This window comes from Paracoccus actinidiae, from assembly GCF_030863885.1.
GTDB classification, from domain to species: domain Bacteria; phylum Pseudomonadota; class Alphaproteobacteria; order Rhodobacterales; family Rhodobacteraceae; genus Paracoccus; species Paracoccus everestensis.
The window spans coordinates 4402668-4426289 of sequence record NZ_CP132956.1 but is presented as its reverse complement, the minus strand read 5'-3'; the positions used below and the strand labels follow the sequence as shown (position 1 = coordinate 4426289).

Below are 23622 nucleotides of genomic sequence, written 5' to 3'. Positions count from 1 at the left end.
GGACAAGCCGAACGCCCCTGGCTTTGCGGGGCCACGCGCGAAGGGCGCGTGTCCATTCATGGGAACCGCCGGTTCCCCCACGCAAGGCCGTCCCCTTTACGGGGCGAAGGGGTTTCCCCAACCACGGTCCCGGCCGGGGGCCGGGCTGCGTGGCCGGGTGATCCCCCTCCCCTTCGCCCCTACGGACAACCTTGCATGGGTCCCCCTCCTGCCCTCGCCGGGAGGCAGGGTTTCAGGAGAGGCGCGCGCTTCGCGCTTCCTCGCCAGAAACCCCGCCCGATGATCCGGCACCAGACCGAAACGGGCAGCACCACAAGGAGGCCACACATGGCTGACAAGTTCGACCTCTACGCCCACGTCACTGACAGCATCATTGCCAGCATCGAGGCGGGCACCCCGGCATGGCGCAAGCCGTGGACCGGCGACAAGGGCGGCGCACCCTTCCCGCTCAGGAGCAACGGCGAACCCTATTCCGGCATCAACGTGCTGATGTTGTGGCTTGCCGCTGATGCCAAGGGCTACCGCGCCGCCCGTTGGTTCACCTACAAGCAGGCCCAAGAGGCAGGCGGACAGGTCCGCAAGGGCGAGAAATCATCCACCGTTGTTAAATACGGCACCTTTGAGCGCGAGGAGGCGGACACGGGCGAGGAACGCCGCCTGCCCTACCTGAAAGCCTACCGCGTATTTAACGCCGAGCAGATCGACGGCCTGCCCGCTGAATACTACGCCACCCCCGCCGAACCTGCCCGCGACCTTGGCACCGAGGCCGACCCCACCCTTGACGCCTTTTTCGCGGCGACCGGCGCGGACATACGCACCAGCGACGAGCCGCAAGCCTACTACAACCCCGTTGAGGACTTCATCCACATGCCGCCGATTGCGACCTTTCACGATGCGGCCGGGTTTTATGGCGTGCTTGCACACGAGGCGACCCACTGGACCGGTCATAAGAGCCGCCTTGACCGCCTTTCACGGTTTACCGAAAGAAAAAGCTATGCGTTTGAGGAGCTTATCGCGGAGATTGGCAATTGCATGACCTGCGCCAGGCTTGGCCTGACACCCGATTTTGACCAGTCCGGCGCCTATGTTCAAAGCTGGTTGCGGGCTATGGCGGACGACAAGCGGCTGATCTTCAAAGCCGCCAGCGAGGCGCAGAAGGCTGCCGAATGGCTGATGAAGGGTCAGCAGATCGAGGCAGAAGAAAGCAGGGCCGCATGAAGGGACCCTACCCCCTGCCCGACCTGTCCTGCCGCAAATGCGGCAGGAGCAACCCCTGGGTCTATGTCGCGCCGGTTGTTGTCGAGGGAACCGGCACCTGCATCTGCATGGATTGCGCCAAAGCGCGCGGCTGGCTGGATGCGGCCGGAAATCTCAAGCCGGGAGTTGTCCTGTGACCACCTACGAGATCCGGGACGACCCCGACGACCTGCCCATCATCTGCGCCACCTTGGCAGAAGCGGAGCGGCGCGGCCAACGCCGCCGCGTCCAGCAAGACCGCCCGTGTCCTGTTCTTTTGATCTTCCCGCTGCGCCACGGCCACCTCACGAGACAAATGTCTTGCTAGAATCACCATCAATTTATAAGACGCATGTCTCATGAATGGCAACCAACAGAAGGAACAGGCCATGACCGCTCCGCGCACCTATGACGCAATGGGCATCCTCTTCAGGTTTCATGCTTTTCCAGCCGAGACGATGGGCAAGTTCTGCCTGGTCGAGGCCGTGGTGCCCCCTAGCCTGGGCGCGCCGCCCAACCACCATGCCGGAGAGACCGAGGCCTTTTATGTGCTGGACGGCGAGATTGCGTTCACGCTTGCGGGTGAAACGCAACGGGTCCCGGCAGGCGGCTTTGTCTCGGTCCCAGACGGAGCGGTGCATTCCTTCCAGGCTGTCAGCCCCGATCCTGCGCGCCTCCTGATCATCAATGCACCGGGCCACATGCACGAGGCGTTCTTCACCCGGACCGGCCACCCGGTTGCTGACGCCACCATTGCCCCGCAACCCCAGGAGGGGCCGCCGGACGTGGCTCGGATCTTCGCGGTTGCGGCCGATGTCGGCATGGTGATCGTGCCGCCAACGGAAGCGGTGCGTTCTTCACCCGGACCGGCCACCCGGTTGCTGACGCCACCATTGCCCCGCAACCCCAGGAGGGGCCGCCGGACGTGGCTCGGATCTTCGCGGTTGCGGCCGATGTCGGCATGGTGATCGTGCCGCCAACGGAAGCGGTGCAGTGAGGGGGCTTGGTGGGGAAGAAGGGCAGGGGCGTGGGAATGGGGGCTGGCGGGAATGCTTCCTGGATGGGCCGCCGACGAGAAACTACGCCCGCCGCAGTGCGGTCCGCCTGTCTCGAACTAGGACGACCTTCTCGCTGCCTTTCTGTGAGGCAAAGGCACATGCCCCTGGTAAAACGACAGGCCGTTTAACCGGTCCGTTCAGATCAGGGGCGTATGGCTCGTTTTGGCATAGTCTTCTGCGGTCATGATCCGGCAGTTCCAGAGTTGGCCATCATCACCCATGTCGCAGATCCACCAGTGCCGTTGCGGGATAAGGGACACCTGGACGAGATGGCGTCCCTGAGCTGAATAGCGGATCCCGGTTCGGAAGCCGCTCTGCTCTTCTGCACTGAGCACGGCACGGACGAGCTTCTCATCCTTCATCCGCGCGGCTTCGACATGGGTGATCATGTTTCAGCTCCGTAAGGCTTGTTCTGGCACGGGTTACACAACCTCTGCGGGTCAACTTCCGTTCCATCTCGCAGCTGTTTTCTTGGCGCGATCCTTTGTTCGTTTCCGACTTTCCTTTTCCAAGGTGCCTCTGTTCGCGTGGTCGGTGTTCGTCACGGCCTGGATGATCCTGCTGTCGCTGCCGGTACTGGCGGGCGCGATCACGATGCTGCTGATGGACCGCAACTTTGCGACGAATTTCTTCAACCCGGCAGGGGGCGGCGATCCCGTCCTTTATCAGCATCTCTTGTGGTTCTTTGGCCATCCCGAGGTGTATATGCTGATCCTGCCCGGCTTTGGCATTGTCAGCCACGTCGCCGCCACATTTTCCCGAAAACCGATATTCGGCTATCTGCCTATGGTCCTCGCCATGATCGCGATTGCGGTGCTTGGCTTCGCGGTTTGGGCCCATCACATGTACACCGTCGGCATGTCGATCACTCAACAGGCCTATTTTCAAGTTGCCAGCATGACCATCGCCGTGCCCACGGGCATCAAGGTCTTCAGCTGGATCGCAACGATGTGGGGCGGCTCGGTCGAGTTCAGGACGCCGATGCTGTTCGTCTTCGGCTTTCTGTTCCTGTTCACTGTGGGGGGCGTCACCGGCGTTGTCGTGGCGCAGACGCCGCTTGATCGCGTTTATCACGACACCTACTACGTGGTCGCCCATTTCCATTACGTGATGTCGCTGGGGGCGGTGTTCGCCCTGTTTGCGGGCATCTATTTCTGGATCGGCAAGATGTCGGGCCGCCAATATCCCGAATGGGCGGGCAAGCTGCACTTCTGGGCGATGTTCATCGGCTCGAACCTGATCTTCTTCCCGCAGCACTTTCTGGGCCGACAAGGGATGCCGCGTCGGTACATCGATTATCCAGATGCCTTCGCGGTCTGGAACTACGTCAGCTCGATCGGTGCCTATGTCGCATTCGCATCGTTCCTCTGGTTCATCGGCGTGGTGTTCTACACGCTTTTCGCAGGACAGCGCGTGACCCAGAACAATCACTGGAACGAATACGCCGACACGCTGGAATGGACGCTGTCATCGCCGCCGCCCGAACATGCGTTCGAGCGGCTTCCCAGGCGGGAGGACTGGGACCGGGACTACGCGTCCGCCAGGGCAAAGTCCGATCCACAACAGCGAAAGAAGAGCGGCCAAGCCAGGGTTCGGCGAGATGCGCCGCCGACTGGCCGTGATGCGGGCTCATGACGGCGCCACCATTTTTATGCTGTGAAGGCGACGATGCTGCGCAGAGACAGGACGCACTATCTGCCGTAAGCTGACTGGGTAACCGGTCTTCCTGTCAGCAAACGCTGACAGAGGCCCTGAACCGGAGGATGAGATGTCGGAGTTCACTGTCGGTTACTTCGTGGGCAGCCTGGCCAAGGCCTCAATCAATCGGAAGCTGGCAAAGGCGCTCGTGCGACTGGCGCCTGCCGATCTGGAAATGCGCGAGATCCCGTTCGGTGACCTGCCGCTTTACAGCTATGACTATGACGCCGACTTTCCCGTCGTTGCGAAGGAGTTCAAGACAGCGATCGCAGCCGTCGACGCAGTCCTGTTCGTCACACCGGAATACAACCGCTCGATCCCTGGAGCGTTGAAGAATGCGATTGACTGGGCCAGCCGACCCTATGGGCAGAACTCCTTCACGCGTAAGCCCTCGGCGATCATCGGCACCTCGCCTGGCGCGATCGGGACCGCAGTGGGCCAGCAGCACCTCAAGAGCATTCTGGGCTTCTGCAACTCGCCGATGATGAATGCGGTTGAAGCCTATATCCAGTTCACACCAGACCTGATCTCGGACGACGGAACAGTTAGCGTCGCGTCAACCGAGACATTTCTGCGCAGCTACATGCAGGAGTTCCGCGACTTCATTCGACGGGTCCTGACAGTGTATCCGCGTTCAAGTTGATACATGAAAGCGCCTCGCTACGGGAGATGGCGTTCATTCATCGCAAGAGCGGCTCCAGGTTTGCCTGAAGGAACAGACGATCCGGTTCGGAAGACACACCTTCCCCGTTGGGGCTTGTCAGACTCCTGCCCAGGGCCGATGATCCTTGAAGACACGCGCCACTCCTGGCGGGGCTGAGGCTGAGCAGTAGCATGAGCAAGCCAACGCAACTCGATACCATCGCAGCATCTTACGGTATTGCATTCGACCGTGAGTTCGGTGCTGTTGCACCGCCGATATATCTGTCGAGCACATTCGCCTTTGCCGGATACGAGCACAGCCGGACGCATGAGTATTCCCGCGTTTCCAACCCCAGCCGCGCACTTCTTGCCGAGGCGCTGGCGCGCCTTGAGGGCGGCGCAGGCGCGGTGGTGACGGCGTCGGGAATGGCCGCTATCGATCTGGTGCTGTCTCTCCTGCGCCCGGGCGATCTCGTCCTCGCACCGGACGACTGCTACGGGGGCACCTACCGGCTCCTCGCCGCGCGGGCAGAGCGCGGCCACTTCGATCTTGCCTTTGTCGATCAGGGCGATGCCGCGGCACTTGAGGAGGGTCTCGGGCGCAGCCCCAGGCTCGTGTTTGTCGAAACGCCAAGCAATCCGCTGATGCGGGTGAGCGACATCCGAGCGATCGCGGACAAGGCCCATGCAGCGGGCGCGCAGGTGGTTGTCGATAACACCTTCCTCTCGCCCGCGCTGCAGAGACCGATCGCTTATGGCGCGGACTTTGTCGTCCACTCAACAACCAAGTACATCAACGGCCATTCCGACGTGGTCGGCGGTGCGGTAATCGCCGCGTCGGCACCCGACGTCGAGCAGCTTTCAGCGTGGGCCAACATTGCCGGGACCGCCGGGGCGCCCTTCGACGCATACCTGACACTGCGTGGCCTGCGCACGCTTTTTGCGCGCCTCGAGCGCCAGCAGGCGAATGCCATGGCTGTAGCAAACTTCCTTGCAGCCCAGCCAGGGGTCGCGGCTGTCCATTATCCCGGGCTTGAGAGTGATCCTAGCCATGCACTGGCGGCCACCCAGCAGCAGGGTTTCGGGGCGATGCTCAGCTTCGAACTCCGCGGAGGCACGGAGGCAGTGCGCCACTTTGTTGAAGCAGTCGAAGTCTTCACTCTCGCCGAGTCGCTCGGCGGCATCGAGAGCCTGGTTGCCCATCCCGCGACCATGACTCATGCGGGCATGGGGTCGGAGGCTCGTCATGCGGCGGGCATCGGCGATAACCTGTTGCGTCTCTCGATTGGCCTTGAAGCCGAGAGCGATCTAATCGCCGACCTCGCCCGCGCCCTTGTTGCTGCGGAGCGAGGGGCGGGCACCAAGGACAGCACTTGCAATGAAGCAGTTTGACGAGCGGCCGCGTCTTGGGCATTGCGGACATCCCGCGCAGAACTCGTCCTTCTGCGCGCCTGTCGGGCAGCGCTGGATTTTTGTGATGCGGCCGAGATCCTGGCACTCCCGCACCAGCGGCGAAGCCAGAGCCGAAACATCTCCATGCCAACCTGTTCGCCAGTGTGTGGCTGGAGCAGCTCAAATTCGGACGTTGTACTTTACCTTCAATGCGGTCGGTGAAAGCGGGCTCACCGATGGCATCGTGTCAGGTCTTTCCAGTCCAGATGCACGGTATATCGATTACACCCACTGCAGGCCTCTGAAAGGGGGATGAGCGGGAAGATCCAACGCCTCTTTCCCATGCTGCTGCATATTGATGCGGGACAAGGCCACGGACCCTCATCCATGCGCTGCTGCAGGAGGACCGCACGAAGCCCGCAGCAGGTTATAGGTGACAATTCAGGCACCCGGCCAGACTGCGGTCGACCGATCTTGCGCCTGTTCACACGGCAAACAGGTGCCGAAAGGCATTCGGCATCCGGGCCACATCCGAAAGACGACATCTGTCCAGAACAGCAAGGAATGCCTCTCTCGCCTCTGAAAAGACAGCGGGCAGGCCACAGTCCTCTGCAACCCGGCAAGTGCTGCAATCAACCATGCTGCTGTCACCTTCGGTATGCCGCACCACCTGACCGATGGTGATCTCCTCTGCCGGTCGTCCCAGTTGCAATCCGCCGTGACGACCTCTGGTGGTGCGGATGAAGCCGGAGGCCGCCAGATCCTGGACGATCTTCATCAAGTGGTTCTGAGAGATATCATGAGCTTCGGCGATCTGGCGGATCGACACCAGGGCCTCCGAACGCAATAGGCGTTTCCTGAGCTATGTGGTCGAGGAAACGCTGGCCGGGCGCGCAGACCGCATCAAGGCTTATAGCATCGCGACCGGCGCCTTCGGTCGGAGCGAGAACTTCGACCCGCAACAGGATTCTATTGTCCGGATCGAGGCAGCACGGCTGCGCCGGGCGCTGGAGCATTTCTACCTGAGGCAACACGGTCCCGCCGGGATCCGTATCAGCATACCCAAGGGCAGCTATGTGCCGGAATTTTCGGAACCCTCCAGCCCGCCCGATGCACTCGCGCAAGAGCAAAATCTGCTGCTTTTACCCCAACAACGCGAAGCGATGCACCGTCTGGCCCCCCGGATCCTTGTCAGCGAAGTGGATGAGCAGGGCGCAACCGAACTTTTCCCCGCCCTTGGTCGCGCGCTGACGCGCCAGCTGATCGCGACGCTTACCCGGTTTACCGAACTGTTCGTCTATGGTTTCGAGACGACCGAAATGATCCAGGGCGACATGCCTCTGGCGGAACGCCTGCCGCTGGCCATCGACTATCGGCTGTTCAGCACCGCAACACTTTCGCCCGAAACCCTGCAGGTGGAACTGCTGCTGCAGGACGCACGGGACGGACGCTATGTCTGGGCGCAGGATATCGCCCGCAGCCTAAGTGACGGATCTACTCCGGCCCGGATCATCGCCCTTTGCGCCGAGATCGCCGGTGAGGTGGCACGCGTTTTGGCCTTACGGGACGGGATCCTCGACAGCCAGGCGCGTGAAAACGTTGACAACGCGCCGCATTCCCTTCTGGGCTATCAGAAACTGTTGGATTTCCATGATTACTGGCGGACGTTGGATCCGGCCCTGTTCCATCCCTTGCGGCGCGATCTTGAGGCTGCCGTGGCCGAGGATCCGCATTTTGCCTCTGCCCTCGCTTGCCTTTCACTGCTTTATTCCGATGCCGTCCGCTATGGCTATGATGTCAGCGACACCTGCGCTGCACCGCTGGAACGGGCACGCGCTTTGGCGCAACAGGCGATACGGCTTGTGCCCAATTCAAGCTGCGCCCACCATGCCAAGGCGGTGGCTGAATGGTTTTCCGGCAATCCCGAAGCCAGTCTCGCTACCCTGCAAGTCGCACGCGCCTTGAACCCGAACAACCCTGAACTGCTGGCGGAACTGGGCTTTCGCTATGCCATGCGGATGGAATGGGACCGTGCCGTGCCACTGATAGAAGAGGCCTATGACCGCAACCCAATGCAATCCGGCCAATACCGGATGGGCCTGTTCCTTTATCATTTTGCCCACGGCCGCTTTGCTTTGGCGCTGCAGGAGGCCCAGGCCATCAACGCGCCGGGGATCGCTTTTGTCCACGTTGCCAAAGCCGTGGCGCTCAGCAGTCTCGGCCGTCGGGACGAGGCCGATGCCAGCCTCAGGGACGCTGTGCATCTGTGGCCCGGGCTTCTGGCGCGGCTACCGCAAGAGCTTACCTTTCGTCAAATTCATCCCGAGCAGATCGATGCGATTCTCGCAGCCATCGACAAGATCAATCCAGGCACCGGACTCGATTCCCTCAGTGCGTGAGTACGGCGGCTGTGATGTTGCAATTCGATGTCTGGACGTGAATTCACAGTAACTTACATGCAAAGCGTTCGGTTGAGCAGGGGCAAGAGGTTAGGCTGATCCCAGTCCTGGGCAACGGGTGCGACTCACCCGACCCACTTGCGACGGGAGAAACGGCATGGCGACAGGTTCCGATTCGGCGGTTCCGCATCCAGAGGCGGTCCATCATCTTCCGGCCTTCATTACCATGCCGGGTCAGACCGACTGGTTTCTGGTCGGAATGGGGATCTTCCTGATCGCGGTGGTGATAGGCATCGGGGTCTTCTACCTCAAGCTTCACGCATTGCCCGAACACATGGCCCACAGTGGCCAGAAGGTGCAGTTCGAGATCGTGGCGGTTCTGGCGCTGATTGCGCTCTTCACCCACAATCACGCCTTTTGGATCGCAGGACTGCTTCTTGCGATGATCCCGATCCCAGACTTTTCCACACCGCTTGAATCCATGGCGTCGTCGCTGGGCCGGATGGCCCGTTCCCAAGCACCGGCGGCTCAAGACCGGGGGGAAACCGACCCTGTCCCCCTCCCTCCGACGACGAGGTGAGCCATGCTGGAATTGCTGCTTTGTTCAAGCGTCACCGTGCTTCCCGACTTTCTGTACCGCCGCTATGGTCAAGGCAAGCGGATCGGGCAGCAGATCACGCTGTTCACCGTGTGGTACGAGTTGCGATGGGGCATCGTCTTGTGCCTGATCCTGACGATCAGCCTGATCACGGCGATCTTTTACTTCCACCCTTCGACCAAGGCCGCAACCTCGGTCTTTCGGACCGTCACCATCCTGCCCGAAACGAACGGCCGCGTTGCCGAGACCTTTGTGGACATCAATCAGTCCGTTCAAGAAGGCGATCCGCTGTTCCGGCTGGACGATGTTGAACAAAAGGCGGCCGTCGAGACCGCGCAGCGCAAGCTGGCAGAGGTGGACGCTGAACTGCGGGTTGCACAAATCCAGGTGCGGGAAGCCGAGGGACGGATCGAGCAGGCCCAGGGAATGCTGGCGCAGGCCCAGGACGAGTTCGATACCCGCAATGCCCTGCTGCAGCAAAATTCCAGCGCAGTCTCGCGACGCGAGGTCCAGCGTTCCCAGGTGCAGGTGGACACGCAACAGGGCATGGTCGATGCCGCGATCGCCGCGCGCGACGCGCTCGAGGCAAGGGTCGATTTCCAGTTGCCCGCGCAGAAAGCCAGCGCCGAGGCCGTGCTGCACCAGGCTCAGGTCGAACTGGACAAGACCCTGGTCGTCGCCGGTACCGACGGGATCATACAGCAGTTTGCGCTGCGACCGGGTGATGTCGTGAACCCGATGCTGCGCCCGGCCGGCATCCTTGTGCCCACGCGCCGCATCACCGGGCTGGCCGCGGGTTTTGGTCAGATCGAAAGCCAGGTGATGAAGCCGGGGATGATCGGCGAGGTCACCTGTCCCGCCAAGCCCTGGCAGATCATCCCGATGGTGGTGACCGAGGTGCAGGATGTCATTGCCTCCGGGCAGATCCGGCCTACCGACCAACTGCAGGATCTGCAGACTCTTCCTGCAGGGGGCACGATCACGGTCATCATGGAGCCGCTTTACGAAGGCGCCCTCGACGGGCTGCCGCAGGGGGCGAACTGCATCGCCAACGCCTATACCAGCAACCATGACCGGCTGGAGGATGAAAACCTTGGCGGGTTGCAGCGTGTGACACTGCACGCGGTCGATGCCGTCGGCTTGGTGCATGCCATGATCCTGCGGATCCAGGCGCTGCTGCTGCCAATCCAGACCCTCGTGTTGAAGGGACATTAACGAAAGGAGACATGAACATGCAGATGCGACCGTTTGTCTTCGGCCCCCTCCTTTGCCTCACCACGGCGCCGGCCTGGGCCGAGGATCTGACCTTCACCCACCCATCAGGCGCAACGGCAACCTTCTATGGCCAGCTGAACCTCACATATCAGCGGGCAGACGACGGCGAGCGCAGCTATGACGATTTCGTCGATAACAGCAATTCGGTCAGTCGGCTGGGCTTCTGGATCGACGTGCCGATGGGCGAAAACAAGCTTCGCTTCAACGTCGAGACCGGACTGGGCTTCAAGAATACCGCGGATACCAACCAGGTTGACGATCCCGACTGGATCGACTGGCAACGCACCGACCTGCGGAAGTTCGAGGGCGTGTATTCCGGCAATTTCGGCGCGGTCTGGTTCGGGCAAGGCAGCATGGCAACCGACGCCTTGGCAGAAATCGACAATTCCGGCACTACCCTTGCAGGTTATGTTAATCTTCCCGACACTGCGGGTGGCTATGAATTCCGGAACGGGGACACCCTGTCCGGCATCAGCATCGCCGACACGTTCAGGGATTTCGACGGCGGACGCCGCTTCCGCCTCCGCTATGACACGCCCGAATTCTCTGGCTTCACGTTCTCCGCCGCCTATGGCGAGGAGATCCTGGCCGAGAATGACGATGCAAGCTACTATGACCTTGGCATGCGCTATGGCTATGAGAGCGACGTCTTCAAGGCCGATGCCGGGATCGGCTATGCTTGGAAGGACGACGATGACAACGATACCGAACAACTCGTCGCATCGACCTCGATCAAGCATCTGCCGACCGGCCTCAACGCAACCTTTGCCTTTGGGGACGGGCAGGATGACAACGGCAGTTACGGCTATGTCAAGCTGGGCTGGCAGGGTGATCTGATCGCCTATGGCAGCACGGCGCTGTCCATCGATTATTTCGACGGCTCGGATTACGAAACCGAGGGTTCGGATTCGAAATCTTGGGGCATTCAGGCAGTACAGACATTCGACGACCTCAACCTGGAAGCCTATCTCGGCTATCGGGAATACGAGTTCGACGACGATACCGCGGCCGATTATCAGGATATCAGCGCAGTGTTGCTGGGGGCACGGTGGAGGTTCTGATCCCATGATCCAGCCCTCGCCGGAAAGCCAGACGGATTCGGGCGTGCGGCCCACCCTCTCTGCGGACCGGGTCCACCTGATTGAGGCGAGGGTCGTCGATCTTGTCATCCGCTTGCTTCTGCTTGGCCTTTTCGCCTATCTGTCACTCGCCTTGATCCGGCCGTTCCTGGCGTTAGTCACCTGGGCGATCATCCTGGCCGTGGCGCTGGCTCCGGTTCACGGCTGGCTCGTACGGCTACTGGGCGGTCGAAATCGCCTTTCCGCCGTGATCGTGACCCTTGCCGTCCTGTTGGTAGTCATCGGTCCCGTGGCGGCGCTGACGAGCAACCTGATCGACACAGTGCGAGCTCTTGCCCACCGCGTTGGCACCGGCGGGCTGCAGCTTCCGCCGCCCCCTGCCTGGCTCGGGACGCTGCCCCTGATCGGGCAGCAGAGCCATGCTTTCTGGGCCACGGCCAGCACCAATATCGAAGGCACTCTTGCCGAGCATCGAGAGATCCTGGCGCCGATCGGCGCCAAGGCGATCACGGTCATATCCGGCCTCGGCCTCGGCCTGGTGAAGCTCATCCTGGCGATTGTGCTTTCTGGACTGTTGCTGGTCCCCGGCCCCCATCTGGCCCAGTGGGGCCGACGAATTGCCGCACGCATCCTTGCCCCGCGGGGGGAGCAGTTCGTGGATCTGGCGGGCGTGACAGTCCGCAATGTCTCGCGGGGAGTAGTAGGCATCGCAGTGCTGCAGGCAATCCTGATTGGCATCGTCCTGCATGTGGCGGGCCTGCAGGGCGCGGGCGTCCTTGCGCTGATCATCCTTATTCTCTGCATCCTGCAGATCGGCCCGGCACTTGTTGTCCTGCCGGTGCTGATCTGGGCTTGGCTTACCTTGTCACTCCGCCCTTCGGCTTCGGCCGCTCCCTTGGCAGAAGCGGCGCAATGGCCTCCCATAGATCATCAGGTACAAGGGGCTTGCTCATGGTCCTTCAACGCATGAGCAGCGGTTTTGTTAGACGCTCTTAGGCCTGGCTAACGATAGGGCCCTGTTGTGTGTCACCGTCCAGCGGGTCGCCAATCTTCACATGTGCCAGCCGTTCCGCCACCCGATCAAGGAAACGCGGAAGAATGGCCCGTTAGACAAAGACCCGGGTGCCGTTGGAACAAATCTGCCCCGATGAATAGAAATTCCCGAGGATTGCAGCACCGATTGCATCCTCAAGGCTGGCATCATCGAAGACAATCAATGGCGACTTGCCGCCCAGTTCCATCGTGACATGCCGCATGCCCGCGGCGGCGGCATAAACCTTTTGACCCGTCGCAACCGATCCGGTCAGCGACACGTTGGCTACACGCGGATCGGTGACCAGTGCCGCCCCTACTGTGCCACGACCCTGCACGACGTTGAAAATGCCTGCGGGCAGGCCAGATTCGGTGAATATCTCGGCTAGCTTCAGGGCTCCCAGCCGCGTTTCCTCGCTGGGTTCGAAGACCATGGCATTGCCCATGATCAATGCAGGTGCCGCCTTCCAGCAGGCGATCTGGCTGGGATAGTTCCACGCGCCAATGCCTGCGCAGACGCCGAGTGCCTCTCGGATCGTATAGACGAAATCGCTCCCCAGGGGGATGGTCTGGCCGGTGATCGTCGCTCCGAGACCCGCGAAGTATTCCAGTGCATCTGCGCCCGACCGCCTGACCGCCACGCAGCGCCGCGACCTGATGGAGATCGTCGAGGAGCGCTACGGCCGCCGCTCGCCCATCGTCACCAGTCAGCTCCCCGTGGAGACCTGGCACGATGTCATCGGTGAGCCCACCTTCGCCGACGCCATCCTCGACAGGCTGGTTTACAATGCCTATCGCATTCCCCTGGATGGTCCGTCGCTGCGCAAGACCGGCATCGACAACCACGCCGAGGCCAGTCAATGAGCAGGATCCCGGCCCCGGATTGCCCACTGGTCCCTTCCACGCGCCCGACACCGCCAGCCTCTTGGCGGGCGCGGTGCTGGGCGCGTGGGACCCTCCCGTGGACAACCCTCCGCACCACCGTCACCCTTGACCGGATGCCCCCGGGTCAACCATGAAGACTTTGCCTCAGACCGCTACCGCCGACCGGTCGGATGCCCGTGGAAGGGCTGGCCGGATGTTGTTGGAATAAGCGGTCGGATGCCGTGGAATACGCACTTCCACTACTCTCGTTCCAAACCTGTTTGTTGCGGGCATGTTTGTGTGATCACGTGTACTTCGGGATGGTTGATCCATGCTTTGGCATGTCCCGGAACAGATGTGCGGGGCAGCGGTTCATGTCACGACCACGCTTTGGACGAGAGCCTGACCCACCGGTGACGCTTTTCGACGGATGATTGCTGGAGGCTGCGTGCTTTATTCTGAAATTCTGGCCTTGTCGCGGCAGACGGCATCGGGCGGCCTGACCCCTTGGTTCGACCGGCGTTTGAAGGAGCAGATCGACCAGGGGCTTTTCGCCACAGAGGCGCAACTGATCGAAGTCCAGCAGAAGATCATTGACCAGCTTGCCGCCTATCGGCAGCAGGGGGCAGTCGGTACCGCTGTTCTGGGCATGTCTGGCGGCGTTGACTCTGCCCTCACGGCAGCACTGTACAAGGCGGCTGGATGGCAGGTAGTGGGATTTACGCTTCCGATCCACCAGAACCCGATCGAGACCGAGCGCGGTGTCGAGGCCTGCGAGGCCCTGGGCATCGAGCATCTGCACCTGGACCTCTCGCCCGAATATGAGGCGATGGTGTCGGCACTTGGGCATGTCGACGCGGCCCTGGGAACGGACGACTCCGCTGCGGCGCGCACGCGGCGTGGTAATCTGCGCGCCCGCCTTCGAATGATGACCCTCTATGATCAGGCCCATCGTTTGGGCGGGCTGGTCGCCAGCACCGATAACTTCTCGGAACTGGGCGCCGGTTTTTGGACGTTGCATGGCGACGTGGGCGACCTGGCGCCGATCCAGGGTTTGCTGAAGTCGTGGGAGATCCCTTGGCTCGCCCGTTCGATGGGGGTGCCCGAAAAGACGTGGCGCGCCAAACCCACCGACGGGCTGGGGATTGGCGCGGGCGACGAGGCGCAGATTGGTGCGACCTATCTGGAATGAGACATCATGATCTTCGCCGTCAGCCAAGCGCTGCAGAAGGAACCAAGGGCCACGCCGGACCGGGTGGCGGACCTTCTGGAATTCTCTGGAGAAGAGCATGCCACGGGCATTTTCGAGACTGTACTCGGCCGCCTGCGGAGCACCTGGTACAAGCGGGTCAATCCGATCCGGCTGGATCACCCGCTGATGGATCGGTTCAGCCTGCTCGAGCAGGTGGACGAGAGCCTTTTCAGGCCCGAGGTGCTGCGTGGAAAGGAAACCAGCGTACAGCGTGGATCCTTCGGTTGATCTGCACGCGATCCCAACAGATTCGTGCGGGAGCTTCAGGCATGGAAGATGCGCGTGATCACAGCCGAGTCCTGCATTGTGGGCTTGCTGTCGGCGAGCCTATCTGAGGTGAGAGGCAGTTCAACCCTACTGGAGGGCGCTCTTCGCCGCACCAAAGGCAGATTTGGCACTGGCTGCCACGGGTCGAACCAATCAGGGCAAGCCCGCTGGCTATGGTTGTGCATCGCCTCTTGTCTGCACCGGGAGTTGCCGATCGCACGCGAGCTCCCCTTCTCCGGCAATCCTGATGCCGAACTCTCAGCAACAATGTTGGCCGCTTTCGCTATCGGTCTGGCCACCTTTGGCACCGGACCGGAATAGCCGTCCAGAGCCTTGATTGTGTGGACCTAGCCGGAGGGCCGGCAGGCATCGCAGCAGCAATTTATCGCAAACGATTCTATATCGGGCGCGTCCTGCAAGTTTGGAAAAGAAGAGCTGCAGCGTCGACTGCCGGTAAACCCACATGTGCGGCCCTGATCATCTGCAACGTTCCCCACATCTGCAGCATTAGGACCGCCGCATGCCAAGAGATGTAAAGTTTAACCCAGACGGACAGCACGTTTGCGGATGCTCTTTTTGTGCCGGAGCAAGAAGCGCACCATCTCACGGGATGCGTCAGGGCCTGAAGGATCCACAAAGCGCCCTGCTGGCGATCCTCCAGACCAGGCGTGCCCTGATCCTTCGATCAGCCAGTGCTCAACAAGCGGGCGTCCTTGTCCGATCCGATGGGTGCTCTTCACATAGCTCCGCCCGCCTTTGATCTGCCGTTTGAGGTGTGTCCCCCGAACACCGACAAAGGGTTCAAGCGCGCGGATGGCTATGAAGCGCCCGTTGCGGGCATGCACGACCCGGTCATCGCTTCCATGAAAGATGATGGTGGGCATGGGAGTTGTGCAGCGGATGCCAGGGTTTCCCCGTGCCATCGCCATCATGGCGGAAGTCTTGCCCTGCGCGGCACCCACGGGAAGTCCGGAATGGACGCCGACCGCGGCAAAAAGATCAGGATAAGCCGTTGCCAGAACCAAGGCCGCTGATCCTCCGGCCGACAGTCCTGCGACATAGACGCGCGCCGGATCGGCTAGATGCCGTCTCAGAACGTCTCGGATGAGGCTTGCGAGAAGGGCTGGCTCGCCCGCCTCTCGGCCCTGATCGCCGGGCAGAAACCAGTTCCAGCATCTTTTTGGATGTGCCTCGCGGGTTTGAGCGGGATAGATGACCAGCAGGCGAAATTCCTCGGCTATGGCGTTCATGCGCGTGCCCGTGGCAAAATCATCCGGGGTCTGGCCACATCCATGCAACATGATCAGCACTGGCATGGGAGCCGGAAAACCGGCGGCCGGGGCAGGCGTGTAGATCTTGTAATCCCGCTGCCCGAACTCACAGCGGTGGGTGGCGGCGCGGAACGATGCACGAGCGGGCATGATGATCTTGCGGGGCCGGGCTGCAACAGCTGCAGTGGACTTGGCTGTCTCCGCAGGTTTTCTTCGTGCAGGTTTCTCAGCTTTTCCGGATGCAGAACTGACTTGCTTCAACACCTTCTCACCGGTCCGCACGGCAGAACTGACGATGGCGGACACCATGCCGGTTGCGGTGATGGCACCTGGCTTCAGACGGACGGCTTTGAATGGGAAACGCGGTCGCCTCGACACGTCCCGGGCCCTTTCTGTAAACGATACCTCCGTTTTGCGTCACATGCGCCAACCCTCCTTGCAAGCCGCAAAACAGACCTGCCGCCGCAATGCCGCTATGCGGGAACCTAAATCCACTGGCCTGGCAGTTGTTTGCCAATGGCAGCAAAGTGACAGGACCTTGCTAAGGAGGAAGCATTGGCTGGCAGCCAAGGTGGGCTTGCGGCACTCAGGGTTCAAAGGACTTGAAAAGACAATTTTGTATCTTGGTTTCTTGAGCGCCGATGACCCGAATTGATGAGCTCTCTTCGTGGGAATGACGTTGAATGAAGGAAATTCGCCAAACGTTGCAACCACCAGCATCCAGGAAGGTTGTCAGGCATGGGCATTTCTTTCCATTACTTACACCACAGATGAGATCGACAAGACCTTTGTTGCGTTTTCTGCTATTTTTCATGGTGCGATCGACCTCGTGGCGAAGCGTGGCGTGTCGGCTGGAAGCGTCACCGGGGAGCCCATTCAGTTCCTGCCGATTTGAGGCTGTCGCACACCCTCCTTCTTTTCTGGGAGGATGCATCCGCCAAGCGGCGACGAATTGCTCATGGCTCTTTTCTGCATGTTCGGCGATCCTGGCTTCCTGGTGGCGCAGTTCCTTCACGTTGTAGGCGTAGCTCGGCCCACGCCGGTTGCCCTTCTTCTGCGGCAGCCCCGCCGCAAGTTCCATGGCGCGGCACTTTTGGGTAACCAGGCTGGGTCTGGCCCAGCGATAGTCCTCGCTCTCGTCAGCATGTGCCAGCACAGGGTGGCGATTTTGCGGGCCACTGCAACCGCGGCAATCTGATGGCCGCGACGCGCCCTGATACGGATGAAGAATGCACGCAACGGACCGGGTGCTTTCGCAGCGGCCCAGGCAGCCTCGGCCAGCATGGCGCGCATGGCTGCGCCCGCCCTTGCTGATGGGGCCGTGGTGGGCAGCACCCAAGCCCGACTAGCGCACGCGCGGGTTCAGGCCGAAGTAGCTCACCAGCTTCTGGGCCGAGCTGAACCGCTCGATGCTGCCGATCGCAGCCATCAGTCCGGCGGCAACCGCCAGATTGACGCCAGTGATCGTCACCAGACGCTGGATTGCTTCGTTCTCCAAGGCGTCTTGGACAATGTCTCGGTCGAGTTGAGCGAGGTCTTCTCCGAGCCGTTCCAGTTCCTGGACATGACGGACAATCGCAGCCCGTTCATCTTCAGGAATGGTCTGGCGTGCCAGCCAGTCCCGACCGCGCAGGTTGAACAAATCCGCGTGCGGACACTTCGGGATCAGGTGTGTATGAAAGATGGCATGCACCTCGTTTTTGATCCGGGTCCGGTGTCGGACAATTTGATGGCGGCGCGCGACAAGCCGGCGCAGCCGCTCCGTGGCCGCATCCGGGGTCCAGGTCTCCGGCAGATACCCGGCAGCGTGCAGGCTTGCCAGCGTCGCTGCGTCAACCTTGTCAGTCTTCACATGGGCATGGGCGATAGCCTTGACCTGAAGCGGATTGGCGATCACCACCCGCTTTACATGCGGCGACAAAACCCGGGATACCGCCATGGGTCGAACTCGTCGGCGATCATCATCTTCATCTCGAGGTCAAGGCCGCAGGTCGGATCGCCAAGGCAGTGCTGGAGTTCCTGGAACGGCATGGCTTTAGGTGACGCAGAGGAGGCCTCGTGGGAGCAGTCGGCGTTTCACGGAGACTTCTTGCGCTGAAGCATGTGTTCTCTCACGTTCTGAGCGCCTTGAACGGAATCCCCGTCCGAGAAAACTTCTCCGGGCATTTGTCTGATTGCATTGAGTAGTCGCGCTTGGCGGGAAACTTATTAACCAGTTTCACCGCGACACGGGATCAGATGGCAGCCTAGCTTTAGTAGCCACCATCGTTCGAATCATCGCGACAGGGCGAAATGCTTTGTCAGTATCGGTTTCCTGTGCCGCCCTGTCGCGATGAAGACCAAATCTGTCCGTTCCCGTCGTTGGCGGGCAGCCCGTCCCCCAAGAAGATCAGCACCAAGGTCTGCGCCTTGCTGACCGGCATGCCGGCGGAAAGACCCAAGTCTCGCGCCATCCCGCAAGCGGCGGTCATCAGCCGGCGGTTGCTGACCCTCCCGGCCCGGACCAGCGGCAACTCACCCGACACAGGTGCTCCCTCAGACGCCGACCGTGTGAGCCGGTCGATCTGCCAAAGCGGCAGGGTGACCGAGATGACCCGTGCCGTCACATGCCTCCAGTTCGATATCGAGACTTTCCCCCGCCCGCGCCCGGATCAGCTCGATGAGCCAGCGGGCCCGGCCGACGCCCGGGACCGGCAGGGGCGTCGAGGGCAGGACCGACACCCGCCAGCGGGACATGGCCGCCGTGGGTTGGCCAAAGTCATAAGCATCCTGCTGACGCCGCCAACGGCGCAGCGCGATGCCGGTGGTGCCTGATCCCTTGGCCGCCAGGTGCAGCCGGCGCGAGGCGGTCATCGAGAGCCGCCCGACGTCAGCGATTACGGCCCCCAGTCCGCCATGGCGCAGGCCTTCCTCCATGCAGGCTAGCACCGAGACATCGTCACCCGCCTCCACATAGATCACCCGGTCCGGCCCAAGGCCTGCCTGTTCGAGACCGGGGGCGAAGAGGTCCGCCTGCGTCACGCACCAGAGCACCTGTCCTGGCAGGCGGGCCGCGATCCCAGCCACAAAGCAGGAAGCCGCCGCCCCGTCCACCGCACCGTTGCCGCCGCCCGCCACCTCATGGAGGCAGCCGAGCGCCAGGCCGCCCCCGGGCAGGCGACAGTCCAACTCGGGCAGGCCGAAGGGCAGCACACCGCGCTCCGGCCCGCCCTCTCCCTCCATGGCTGCGATCTGCTGACGCAGGGCGGCGATGGCAGGGTTGAAGGGCCGGGCAGGCATGGCGGGAATAGCTCCAGGTGGTTGCAGACGAACAATATTGTTTCTGTTTTGTTCCTTTCAAATCCGCAGTGTCAACACGATCAGCAGAATGATCTGGGGATATCTTGTTCGTCTTGCCGCGTTATGCTGCCGGCTGAGCTCCCAGCCAAGGCACGGAGGATCGTCCCATCTGCAATCTCTACAACCTGACCACCAACCAGCAGGCGATCCGCGATCTGGCGCAAGTGATGACAGACAACCTCGGCAATCTGGGGCCGAGCCTTGATGTTTATCCTGTTCGGCTTGCGCCCGTGGTGCGCAACACCGCCAACGGGCGCGAACTGGCCCGGCTCACCTGGGGCATGCCCACGCCGCCGCAGCATGGACATCCCGGTGATCCTCGCCGGTGATTACAACATCATTCCTATCACGCGTGACGTCCATAATCCGGACCGCTAGCGCGATGATGCCTTGTTTTTGCCGCAGGTCCGAAAGGCCTATGCGGCTCTTCTGAAGCAAGGATGGCATGATGCCATTGGGACGATCCATTCAGACAAGGCGCTTTATACCTTCTGGGATTATCTGCGTCATACCTGGGAGCGGAATGCCGGCCTGAGGCTGGATCATCTGCTGCTGTCTCCGGAGTCGGCGCCGAGGCTCAAGAATGCGGGTGTAGATCGGGACATCCCCGGTCGGCCAAAAGCCAGCGATCATGTCCCGGCCTGGATCGTTCTTGACACCGCATGAGCCGATTTCCGGCTGGTAAATCAACTCTGTCACGCGGTTCAGGCTTTCCTCGGTGGAACGCTCTTTGTAGGGAGAGCATCATTTCACGAGCACAACATGGACATCAATTACAGGCTCTAGCCTGGTGAAACAGAGCACCTTTTCCGGTTCATAGTGCCACGCAGTCTGCGTAGTGGCTCACCACACCGTCCGAATGAGTTTCGATGACCAAGCCGTGGATATCGGTTTCAAAGCCGGGGCATTCGCGCGCGAATTCACGATTGAAGCGAAGGTAGTCGACGATCTTGGCGTTGAACGTTTCGCCGGGGATCAAAAGCGGGATCCCTGGCGGATACGGTGTCACGAGGCTTGTGGTGATCCGCCCTTGCAGGTCGTCGACCGCTACCCGCTGGGTTTTGCGTCGTGCGATGTGCGAGAAGGCCTCGGAGGGCGTCATCGCCGGATGGTGATCTGACAGGTAGATTTCGGTCGACAAGCGCGCGACGTCATATTTCGCGTACAGTGAGTGAACATGCTGGCTGAGGTCGCGCAGGCCCATGCGTTCATAGCGCGGATGTTTGGCAGAGAATTCCGGCATCACGCGCCACAAGGGCTGGTTGCGGTCATAGTCATCCTTGAACTGCTGAAGGGCCGCGACCAGCGTGTTCCAACGGCCCTTCGTGATGCCGATGGTGAACAGGATAAAGAAGCTGTAGAGACCTGTCTTCTCGACCACGACGCCATGCTCGGCTAGGTATTTCGACACGATCGAGGCCGGAATGCCGGTGGTGTCGAAGCGGCCGTCGATGTCCAGGCCGGGGGTGATGATGGTTGCCTTGATCGGGTCCAGCATGTTGAAGCCTGGAGCCATGTCCCCAAAGCCGTGCCAGCTTTCTTCGCCGTCGCGCTGCACGCCTTCGCTGTCGGTACGGCGTAGCACCCAATCCTTGGTGCGACCGATGCCTTCCTCCTCGAGCGCGTCCGGGCCCCAGACCTGGAACCACCAGTCATTTTCGCCGAATTCCTCATCGACCTTCCGCATGGCCCTGCGAAAGTCCAAAGCCTCGAGGATCGACTCCTCGACCAGAGCGGTGCCGCCAGGTGGCTCCATCATCGCGGCGGCCACGTCGCAACTGGCAATGATCGAATATTGCGGACTGGTCGAGGTGTGCATCAAGTAGGATTCATTGAACAGGTGACGGTCCAGCTTCACCTTGTTTGAGTCTTGGACCAGGACATGGCTTGCCTGAGAGATCCCTGCCAGCAGCTTGTGGATCGACTGGGTCGCATAGGTGACCGAATGCTCGGTACGCCCGCGCTTGCGGCCCATGGCGTGATAGGTGCCATAGAAGGGATGGAACGCCGCGTGCGGGATCCAGGCCTCGTCAAAATGCAGGTTATCAACGTAGCCATCAAGCATCAGCTTGATCTCCTCGGTATTGTAGAGGACGCCGTCATAGGTCGATTGCGTCAGCGTCATGATCCGTGGCTTGACCGCCTCGGCATCGACGCCCTGCAGCAGCGGGTTCGACCTTATCTTGGCGCGAATGGATTCCGGCTCGAACTCGGCATGGGCGATGGGGCCAATAATGCCCCAATGGTTCCGGGTTGGCCGCAGAAAGACCGGAATGGCGCCAGTCATGATGATCGCATGCAGGATCGACTTATGGCAGTTGCGGTCCACGACCACCACATCGCCGGGTGCAACGGTATGGTGCCAGACCATCTTGTTCGAGGTCGAGGTGCCGTTGGTCACAAAGAAGCAGTGGTCGGCATTGAAGATGCGCGCGGCGTTGCGTTCAGATGCGCCAATGGCACCATTGTGATCCAGAAGCTGTCCCAGTTCCTCGACCGCATTGCAGACATCGGCCCGCAGCATGTTCTCGCCGTAGAACTGATGATACATCTGCCCGATCGGCGATTTCAGAAAGGCCACGCCGCCTGAATGGCCGGGGCAGTGCCACGAATAGGAACCGTCTTCGGCATAATCCAGAAGCGCCTTGAAGAACGGTGGCTGGATGCCTTCCAAGTAGCTCTTCGCCTCGCGGATGATGTGCTTGGCCACAAATTCCGGCGTATCTTCGAACATGTGGATGAAGCCGTGCAACTCGCGCAGGATGTCGTTGGGCAGGTGCCGGCTTGTTTTTGTTTCGCCGTGCAGGAAGATCGGCACGTCGGCGTTCTTCCATCGGACTTCCTCGATGAACGACCGCAGGTTCACCACAGCCGGGTCAAGGTCGGGACCGGGGCTGAATTCTTCGTCGTCGATCGACAGAACGAAAGCGCTTGCCCGACTTTGCTGTTGGGCAAATTTTGACAAGTCGCCATAGCTGGTCGCACCCAACACCTCAAAACCCTCGGCCTCTATGGCCTCGGCCAGGCCGCGGATGCCCAGCCCCGAGGTGTTCTCGGAACGGAAGTCTTCATCGATGATGACAATGGGGAAACGGAATTTCATGGGTTTTCCTTTTGAATCGCCATCTTGGTTGCCCGTTCTTTCCAGCGCCGACCTGGCCGTCAAGGCCATGCCGGTATCTAAACACGTCCCTGATGATTGTCATCGACAAGAGCGCTACCCATACCGGACGCATCGAAAGCGCATCTGCCTGCGTCGTCTGCTCTGCGACTTTGATAAACATTCTGCGGCAGCAAATGTCGGTGCTTCGGCGCTACTCGGTCGGGTCGTCGCTGGCAGGGCCGGGGCCGGGCTTGCGGTCGAACCTGGGCTGCCGTGCGCTGCCAGATGGTTTGATAGGTTGGTTCCCCTTTCGCAGCGAGGGGCGCGTGGTCTGATCCTTCTCCAGATCCTCTTCCATGCTCCGTTCTTTATCGGACATCTTCACCTCCTGCGCCAAAGTTCATGATCAACCGCCGCAGCAAGGTATCGTTCCTATTCGCACGCAGCGGCCTTGAAACTGGGAAGATAGCCTGAACATTGCCTTATGGCAGAAATACTGGGGGAGGCCTGGGATCTCGACGTGCTCCTGAGGCGCATTGCGAATGAATCGTTGGCTAGACATGGATAAGAATGGTGATGCTTGAAAAACCGGCGTCACCTATTCGTACCCGCATTTTCAAGGGTCTTCAGGACCTCTAGGGCTTTCGCAAGGCCCGCGGCAGTGCTGCGGCTGGACTTTTCGTAAGCGTCCGCAATGTAGGGAACAATGATCCGCGCCGCCTCGGCAACTGTGTCTGAGTCGGCGCTGATCGTTGAAGGGGCGTGAAATGTCGTGCGGTCAGCTTCCCGCGTGCCGCGCAGCAGAAGTCGATGAAGTCTGTACCGCAGATGTCGGAGGGGAATAGCCATGCATGACAACCTTCCTGAATGCTGCTGGTTTCAACTATTGGCGAATTCCTTTCGTTCAACGTCATCCCAGCGAAGGGATCCTATCAACCCAGGGCATTGAGGCTTGAAGAAACCAAGATACGGGGTCGCCATCACAAGTCCTTCGAACCCTGAGTGCCGCAAGCCCACCTTGGCTGCCAACCAATGCTTCCTCCTTAGCAAGGTCCTGTCACTTTGCTGCCATTGGCAAACGACTGCCAAGCCAGTGGATTTAGGTTCCCGCATAGCG

22 protein-coding genes and 5 pseudogenes are annotated in these 23622 nt (G+C 60.9%); 18 read left to right on the top strand and 9 right to left on the bottom strand.

From position 1 onward, the window contains the following. The first annotated feature begins 327 nt into the window (after positions 1-327). The 3 genes from Q5701_RS21950 to Q5701_RS21940 all read left to right on the top strand — a co-directional run bounded on the left by Q5701_RS21950 (position 328) and on the right by Q5701_RS21940 (position 2204). On the top strand, positions 328-1218 hold the full coding sequence (locus tag Q5701_RS21950; RefSeq protein WP_306753047.1) for an ArdC family protein: 891 nt from the start codon (positions 328-330) through the stop codon (positions 1216-1218). Then, positions 1215-1394: a hypothetical protein gene (locus Q5701_RS21945; protein WP_306753046.1), complete on the top strand. Its 180-nt coding sequence runs from the start codon at positions 1215-1217 to the stop codon at positions 1392-1394. The genes Q5701_RS21950 and Q5701_RS21945 overlap by 4 nt, the downstream gene beginning before the upstream one ends. 231 nt (positions 1395-1625) lie before the next feature. Then, entirely contained in the window at positions 1626-2204 is a 579-nt protein-coding gene (locus tag Q5701_RS21940) for a cupin domain-containing protein (protein WP_306753045.1), read from the top strand. Between the two features lie 227 nt (positions 2205-2431). On the opposite strand, the gene Q5701_RS21935 is transcribed toward Q5701_RS21940, so the two are convergent. Further along, on the bottom strand, positions 2432-2683 hold the full coding sequence (locus tag Q5701_RS21935) for a hypothetical protein (protein WP_306753044.1): 252 nt from the start codon (positions 2681-2683) through the stop codon (positions 2432-2434). Between Q5701_RS21935 and Q5701_RS21930 the strand changes: the two are divergent. The 3 genes and pseudogenes from Q5701_RS21930 to metB all read left to right on the top strand — a co-directional run. Continuing rightward, positions 2682-3830 (top strand): annotated as a pseudogene (locus tag Q5701_RS21930) (cbb3-type cytochrome c oxidase subunit I); the annotation flags it as partial. The gene Q5701_RS21935 and the pseudogene Q5701_RS21930 overlap by 2 nt on opposite strands. Positions 3831-4062: 232 nt before the next feature. Beyond that, entirely contained in the window at positions 4063-4635 is a 573-nt protein-coding gene (locus Q5701_RS21925) for an NADPH-dependent FMN reductase (RefSeq protein WP_306753043.1), read from the top strand. Between the two features lie 191 nt (positions 4636-4826). Further along, complete coding sequence (gene metB, locus Q5701_RS21920; protein ID WP_306753042.1) at positions 4827-6026, top strand: cystathionine gamma-synthase; 1200 nt, start codon at positions 4827-4829, stop codon at positions 6024-6026. A gap of 484 nt (positions 6027-6510) precedes the next feature. On the opposite strand, the gene Q5701_RS21915 is transcribed toward metB, so the two are convergent. Continuing rightward, positions 6511-6855, bottom strand: a complete 345-nt coding sequence (locus tag Q5701_RS21915; protein WP_306753041.1) for an RrF2 family transcriptional regulator — start codon at positions 6853-6855, stop codon at positions 6511-6513. 37 nt (positions 6856-6892) lie between these two features. Between Q5701_RS21915 and Q5701_RS21910 the strand changes: the two genes are divergently transcribed. The 5 genes and pseudogenes from Q5701_RS21910 to Q5701_RS21890 all read left to right on the top strand — a co-directional run. After that, entirely contained in the window at positions 6893-8425 is a 1533-nt protein-coding gene (locus Q5701_RS21910; protein ID WP_306753040.1) for a hypothetical protein, read from the top strand. 157 nt (positions 8426-8582) lie between these two features. After that, positions 8583-9005 (top strand): hypothetical protein, encoded by a 423-nt coding sequence (locus Q5701_RS21905; protein WP_306753039.1) that lies wholly within the window; start codon positions 8583-8585, stop codon positions 9003-9005. A 3-nt stretch (positions 9006-9008) separates the two neighbouring features. Then, positions 9009-10238: an HlyD family secretion protein gene (locus tag Q5701_RS21900; protein ID WP_306753038.1), complete on the top strand. Its 1230-nt coding sequence runs from the start codon at positions 9009-9011 to the stop codon at positions 10236-10238. 17 nt (positions 10239-10255) lie between these two features. Continuing rightward, the gene (locus Q5701_RS21895; RefSeq protein WP_306753037.1) at positions 10256-11359 is read left to right on the top strand and encodes a porin; all 1104 of its coding nucleotides are present in this window, start codon (positions 10256-10258) and stop codon (positions 11357-11359) included. A gap of 4 nt (positions 11360-11363) precedes the next feature. After that, positions 11364-12227: pseudogene (locus Q5701_RS21890) on the top strand (AI-2E family transporter); the annotation flags it as partial. A 19-nt stretch (positions 12228-12246) separates the two neighbouring features. On the opposite strand, the pseudogene Q5701_RS21885 reads toward Q5701_RS21890, so the two are convergent. After that, a pseudogene (locus tag Q5701_RS21885) lies at positions 12247-12330 on the bottom strand (IS5/IS1182 family transposase); the annotation flags it as partial. 42 nt (positions 12331-12372) lie between these two features. After that, positions 12373-13050 (bottom strand): annotated as a pseudogene (locus Q5701_RS21880) (aldehyde dehydrogenase family protein); the annotation flags it as partial. Here Q5701_RS21880 and Q5701_RS21875 point away from each other — a divergent pair. From Q5701_RS21875 to Q5701_RS23160, 4 genes and pseudogenes are all read left to right on the top strand, one after another. Then, positions 13043-13273, top strand: a pseudogene (locus Q5701_RS21875) (ATP-binding protein); the annotation flags it as partial. The pseudogenes Q5701_RS21880 and Q5701_RS21875 sit on opposite strands and share 8 nt — an antisense overlap. A 448-nt stretch (positions 13274-13721) precedes the next feature. Beyond that, a complete protein-coding gene (nadE, locus tag Q5701_RS21870; RefSeq protein WP_306753036.1) occupies positions 13722-14465 on the top strand; it encodes an NAD(+) synthase in 744 nt (247 codons plus the stop codon). A 6-nt stretch (positions 14466-14471) separates the two neighbouring features. After that, complete coding sequence (locus Q5701_RS21865) at positions 14472-14753, top strand: hypothetical protein (protein ID WP_306753035.1); 282 nt, start codon at positions 14472-14474, stop codon at positions 14751-14753. A gap of 24 nt (positions 14754-14777) precedes the next feature. After that, complete coding sequence (locus Q5701_RS23160; protein ID WP_373568589.1) at positions 14778-15113, top strand: hypothetical protein; 336 nt, start codon at positions 14778-14780, stop codon at positions 15111-15113. A 218-nt stretch (positions 15114-15331) separates the two neighbouring features. Here the strand turns inward: Q5701_RS23160 and Q5701_RS21855 are convergent, their stop codons facing one another. The 4 genes from Q5701_RS21855 to Q5701_RS21840 form a co-directional block, all read right to left on the bottom strand. Continuing rightward, positions 15332-16372 carry an extracellular catalytic domain type 1 short-chain-length polyhydroxyalkanoate depolymerase gene (locus tag Q5701_RS21855; protein WP_306753033.1) on the bottom strand — a complete coding sequence of 347 codons (1041 nt, stop codon included), beginning with the start codon at positions 16370-16372 and terminating at the stop codon, positions 15332-15334. A gap of 277 nt (positions 16373-16649) precedes the next feature. After that, positions 16650-17144 carry a hypothetical protein gene (locus Q5701_RS21850; protein WP_306753032.1) on the bottom strand — a complete coding sequence of 165 codons (495 nt, stop codon included), beginning with the start codon at positions 17142-17144 and terminating at the stop codon, positions 16650-16652. A 264-nt stretch (positions 17145-17408) separates the two neighbouring features. After that, on the bottom strand, positions 17409-18002 hold the full coding sequence (locus Q5701_RS21845; protein WP_306753031.1) for an IS110 family transposase: 594 nt from the start codon (positions 18000-18002) through the stop codon (positions 17409-17411). A 596-nt stretch (positions 18003-18598) separates the two neighbouring features. Further along, positions 18599-19342 (bottom strand): ImuA family protein, encoded by a 744-nt coding sequence (locus tag Q5701_RS21840; protein ID WP_306753030.1) that lies wholly within the window; start codon positions 19340-19342, stop codon positions 18599-18601. A gap of 227 nt (positions 19343-19569) precedes the next feature. Here Q5701_RS21840 and Q5701_RS21835 point away from each other — a divergent pair, with 227 nt between their 5' ends. Beyond that, on the top strand, positions 19570-19731 hold the full coding sequence (locus tag Q5701_RS21835) for a hypothetical protein (RefSeq protein ID WP_306753029.1): 162 nt from the start codon (positions 19570-19572) through the stop codon (positions 19729-19731). A gap of 61 nt (positions 19732-19792) precedes the next feature. Further along, positions 19793-20068 (top strand): exonuclease/endonuclease/phosphatase family protein, encoded by a 276-nt coding sequence (locus Q5701_RS21830; protein ID WP_306753028.1) that lies wholly within the window; start codon positions 19793-19795, stop codon positions 20066-20068. 148 nt (positions 20069-20216) lie between these two features. On the opposite strand, the gene Q5701_RS21825 is transcribed toward Q5701_RS21830, so the two are convergent. Next, complete coding sequence (locus tag Q5701_RS21825) at positions 20217-22505, bottom strand: arginine/lysine/ornithine decarboxylase (protein WP_306753027.1); 2289 nt, start codon at positions 22503-22505, stop codon at positions 20217-20219. Between the two features lie 92 nt (positions 22506-22597). Between Q5701_RS21825 and Q5701_RS21820 the strand changes: the two genes are divergently transcribed. Beyond that, on the top strand, positions 22598-22840 hold the full coding sequence (locus Q5701_RS21820; protein ID WP_306753026.1) for a hypothetical protein: 243 nt from the start codon (positions 22598-22600) through the stop codon (positions 22838-22840). Positions 22841-23622 lie beyond the last annotated feature (782 nt).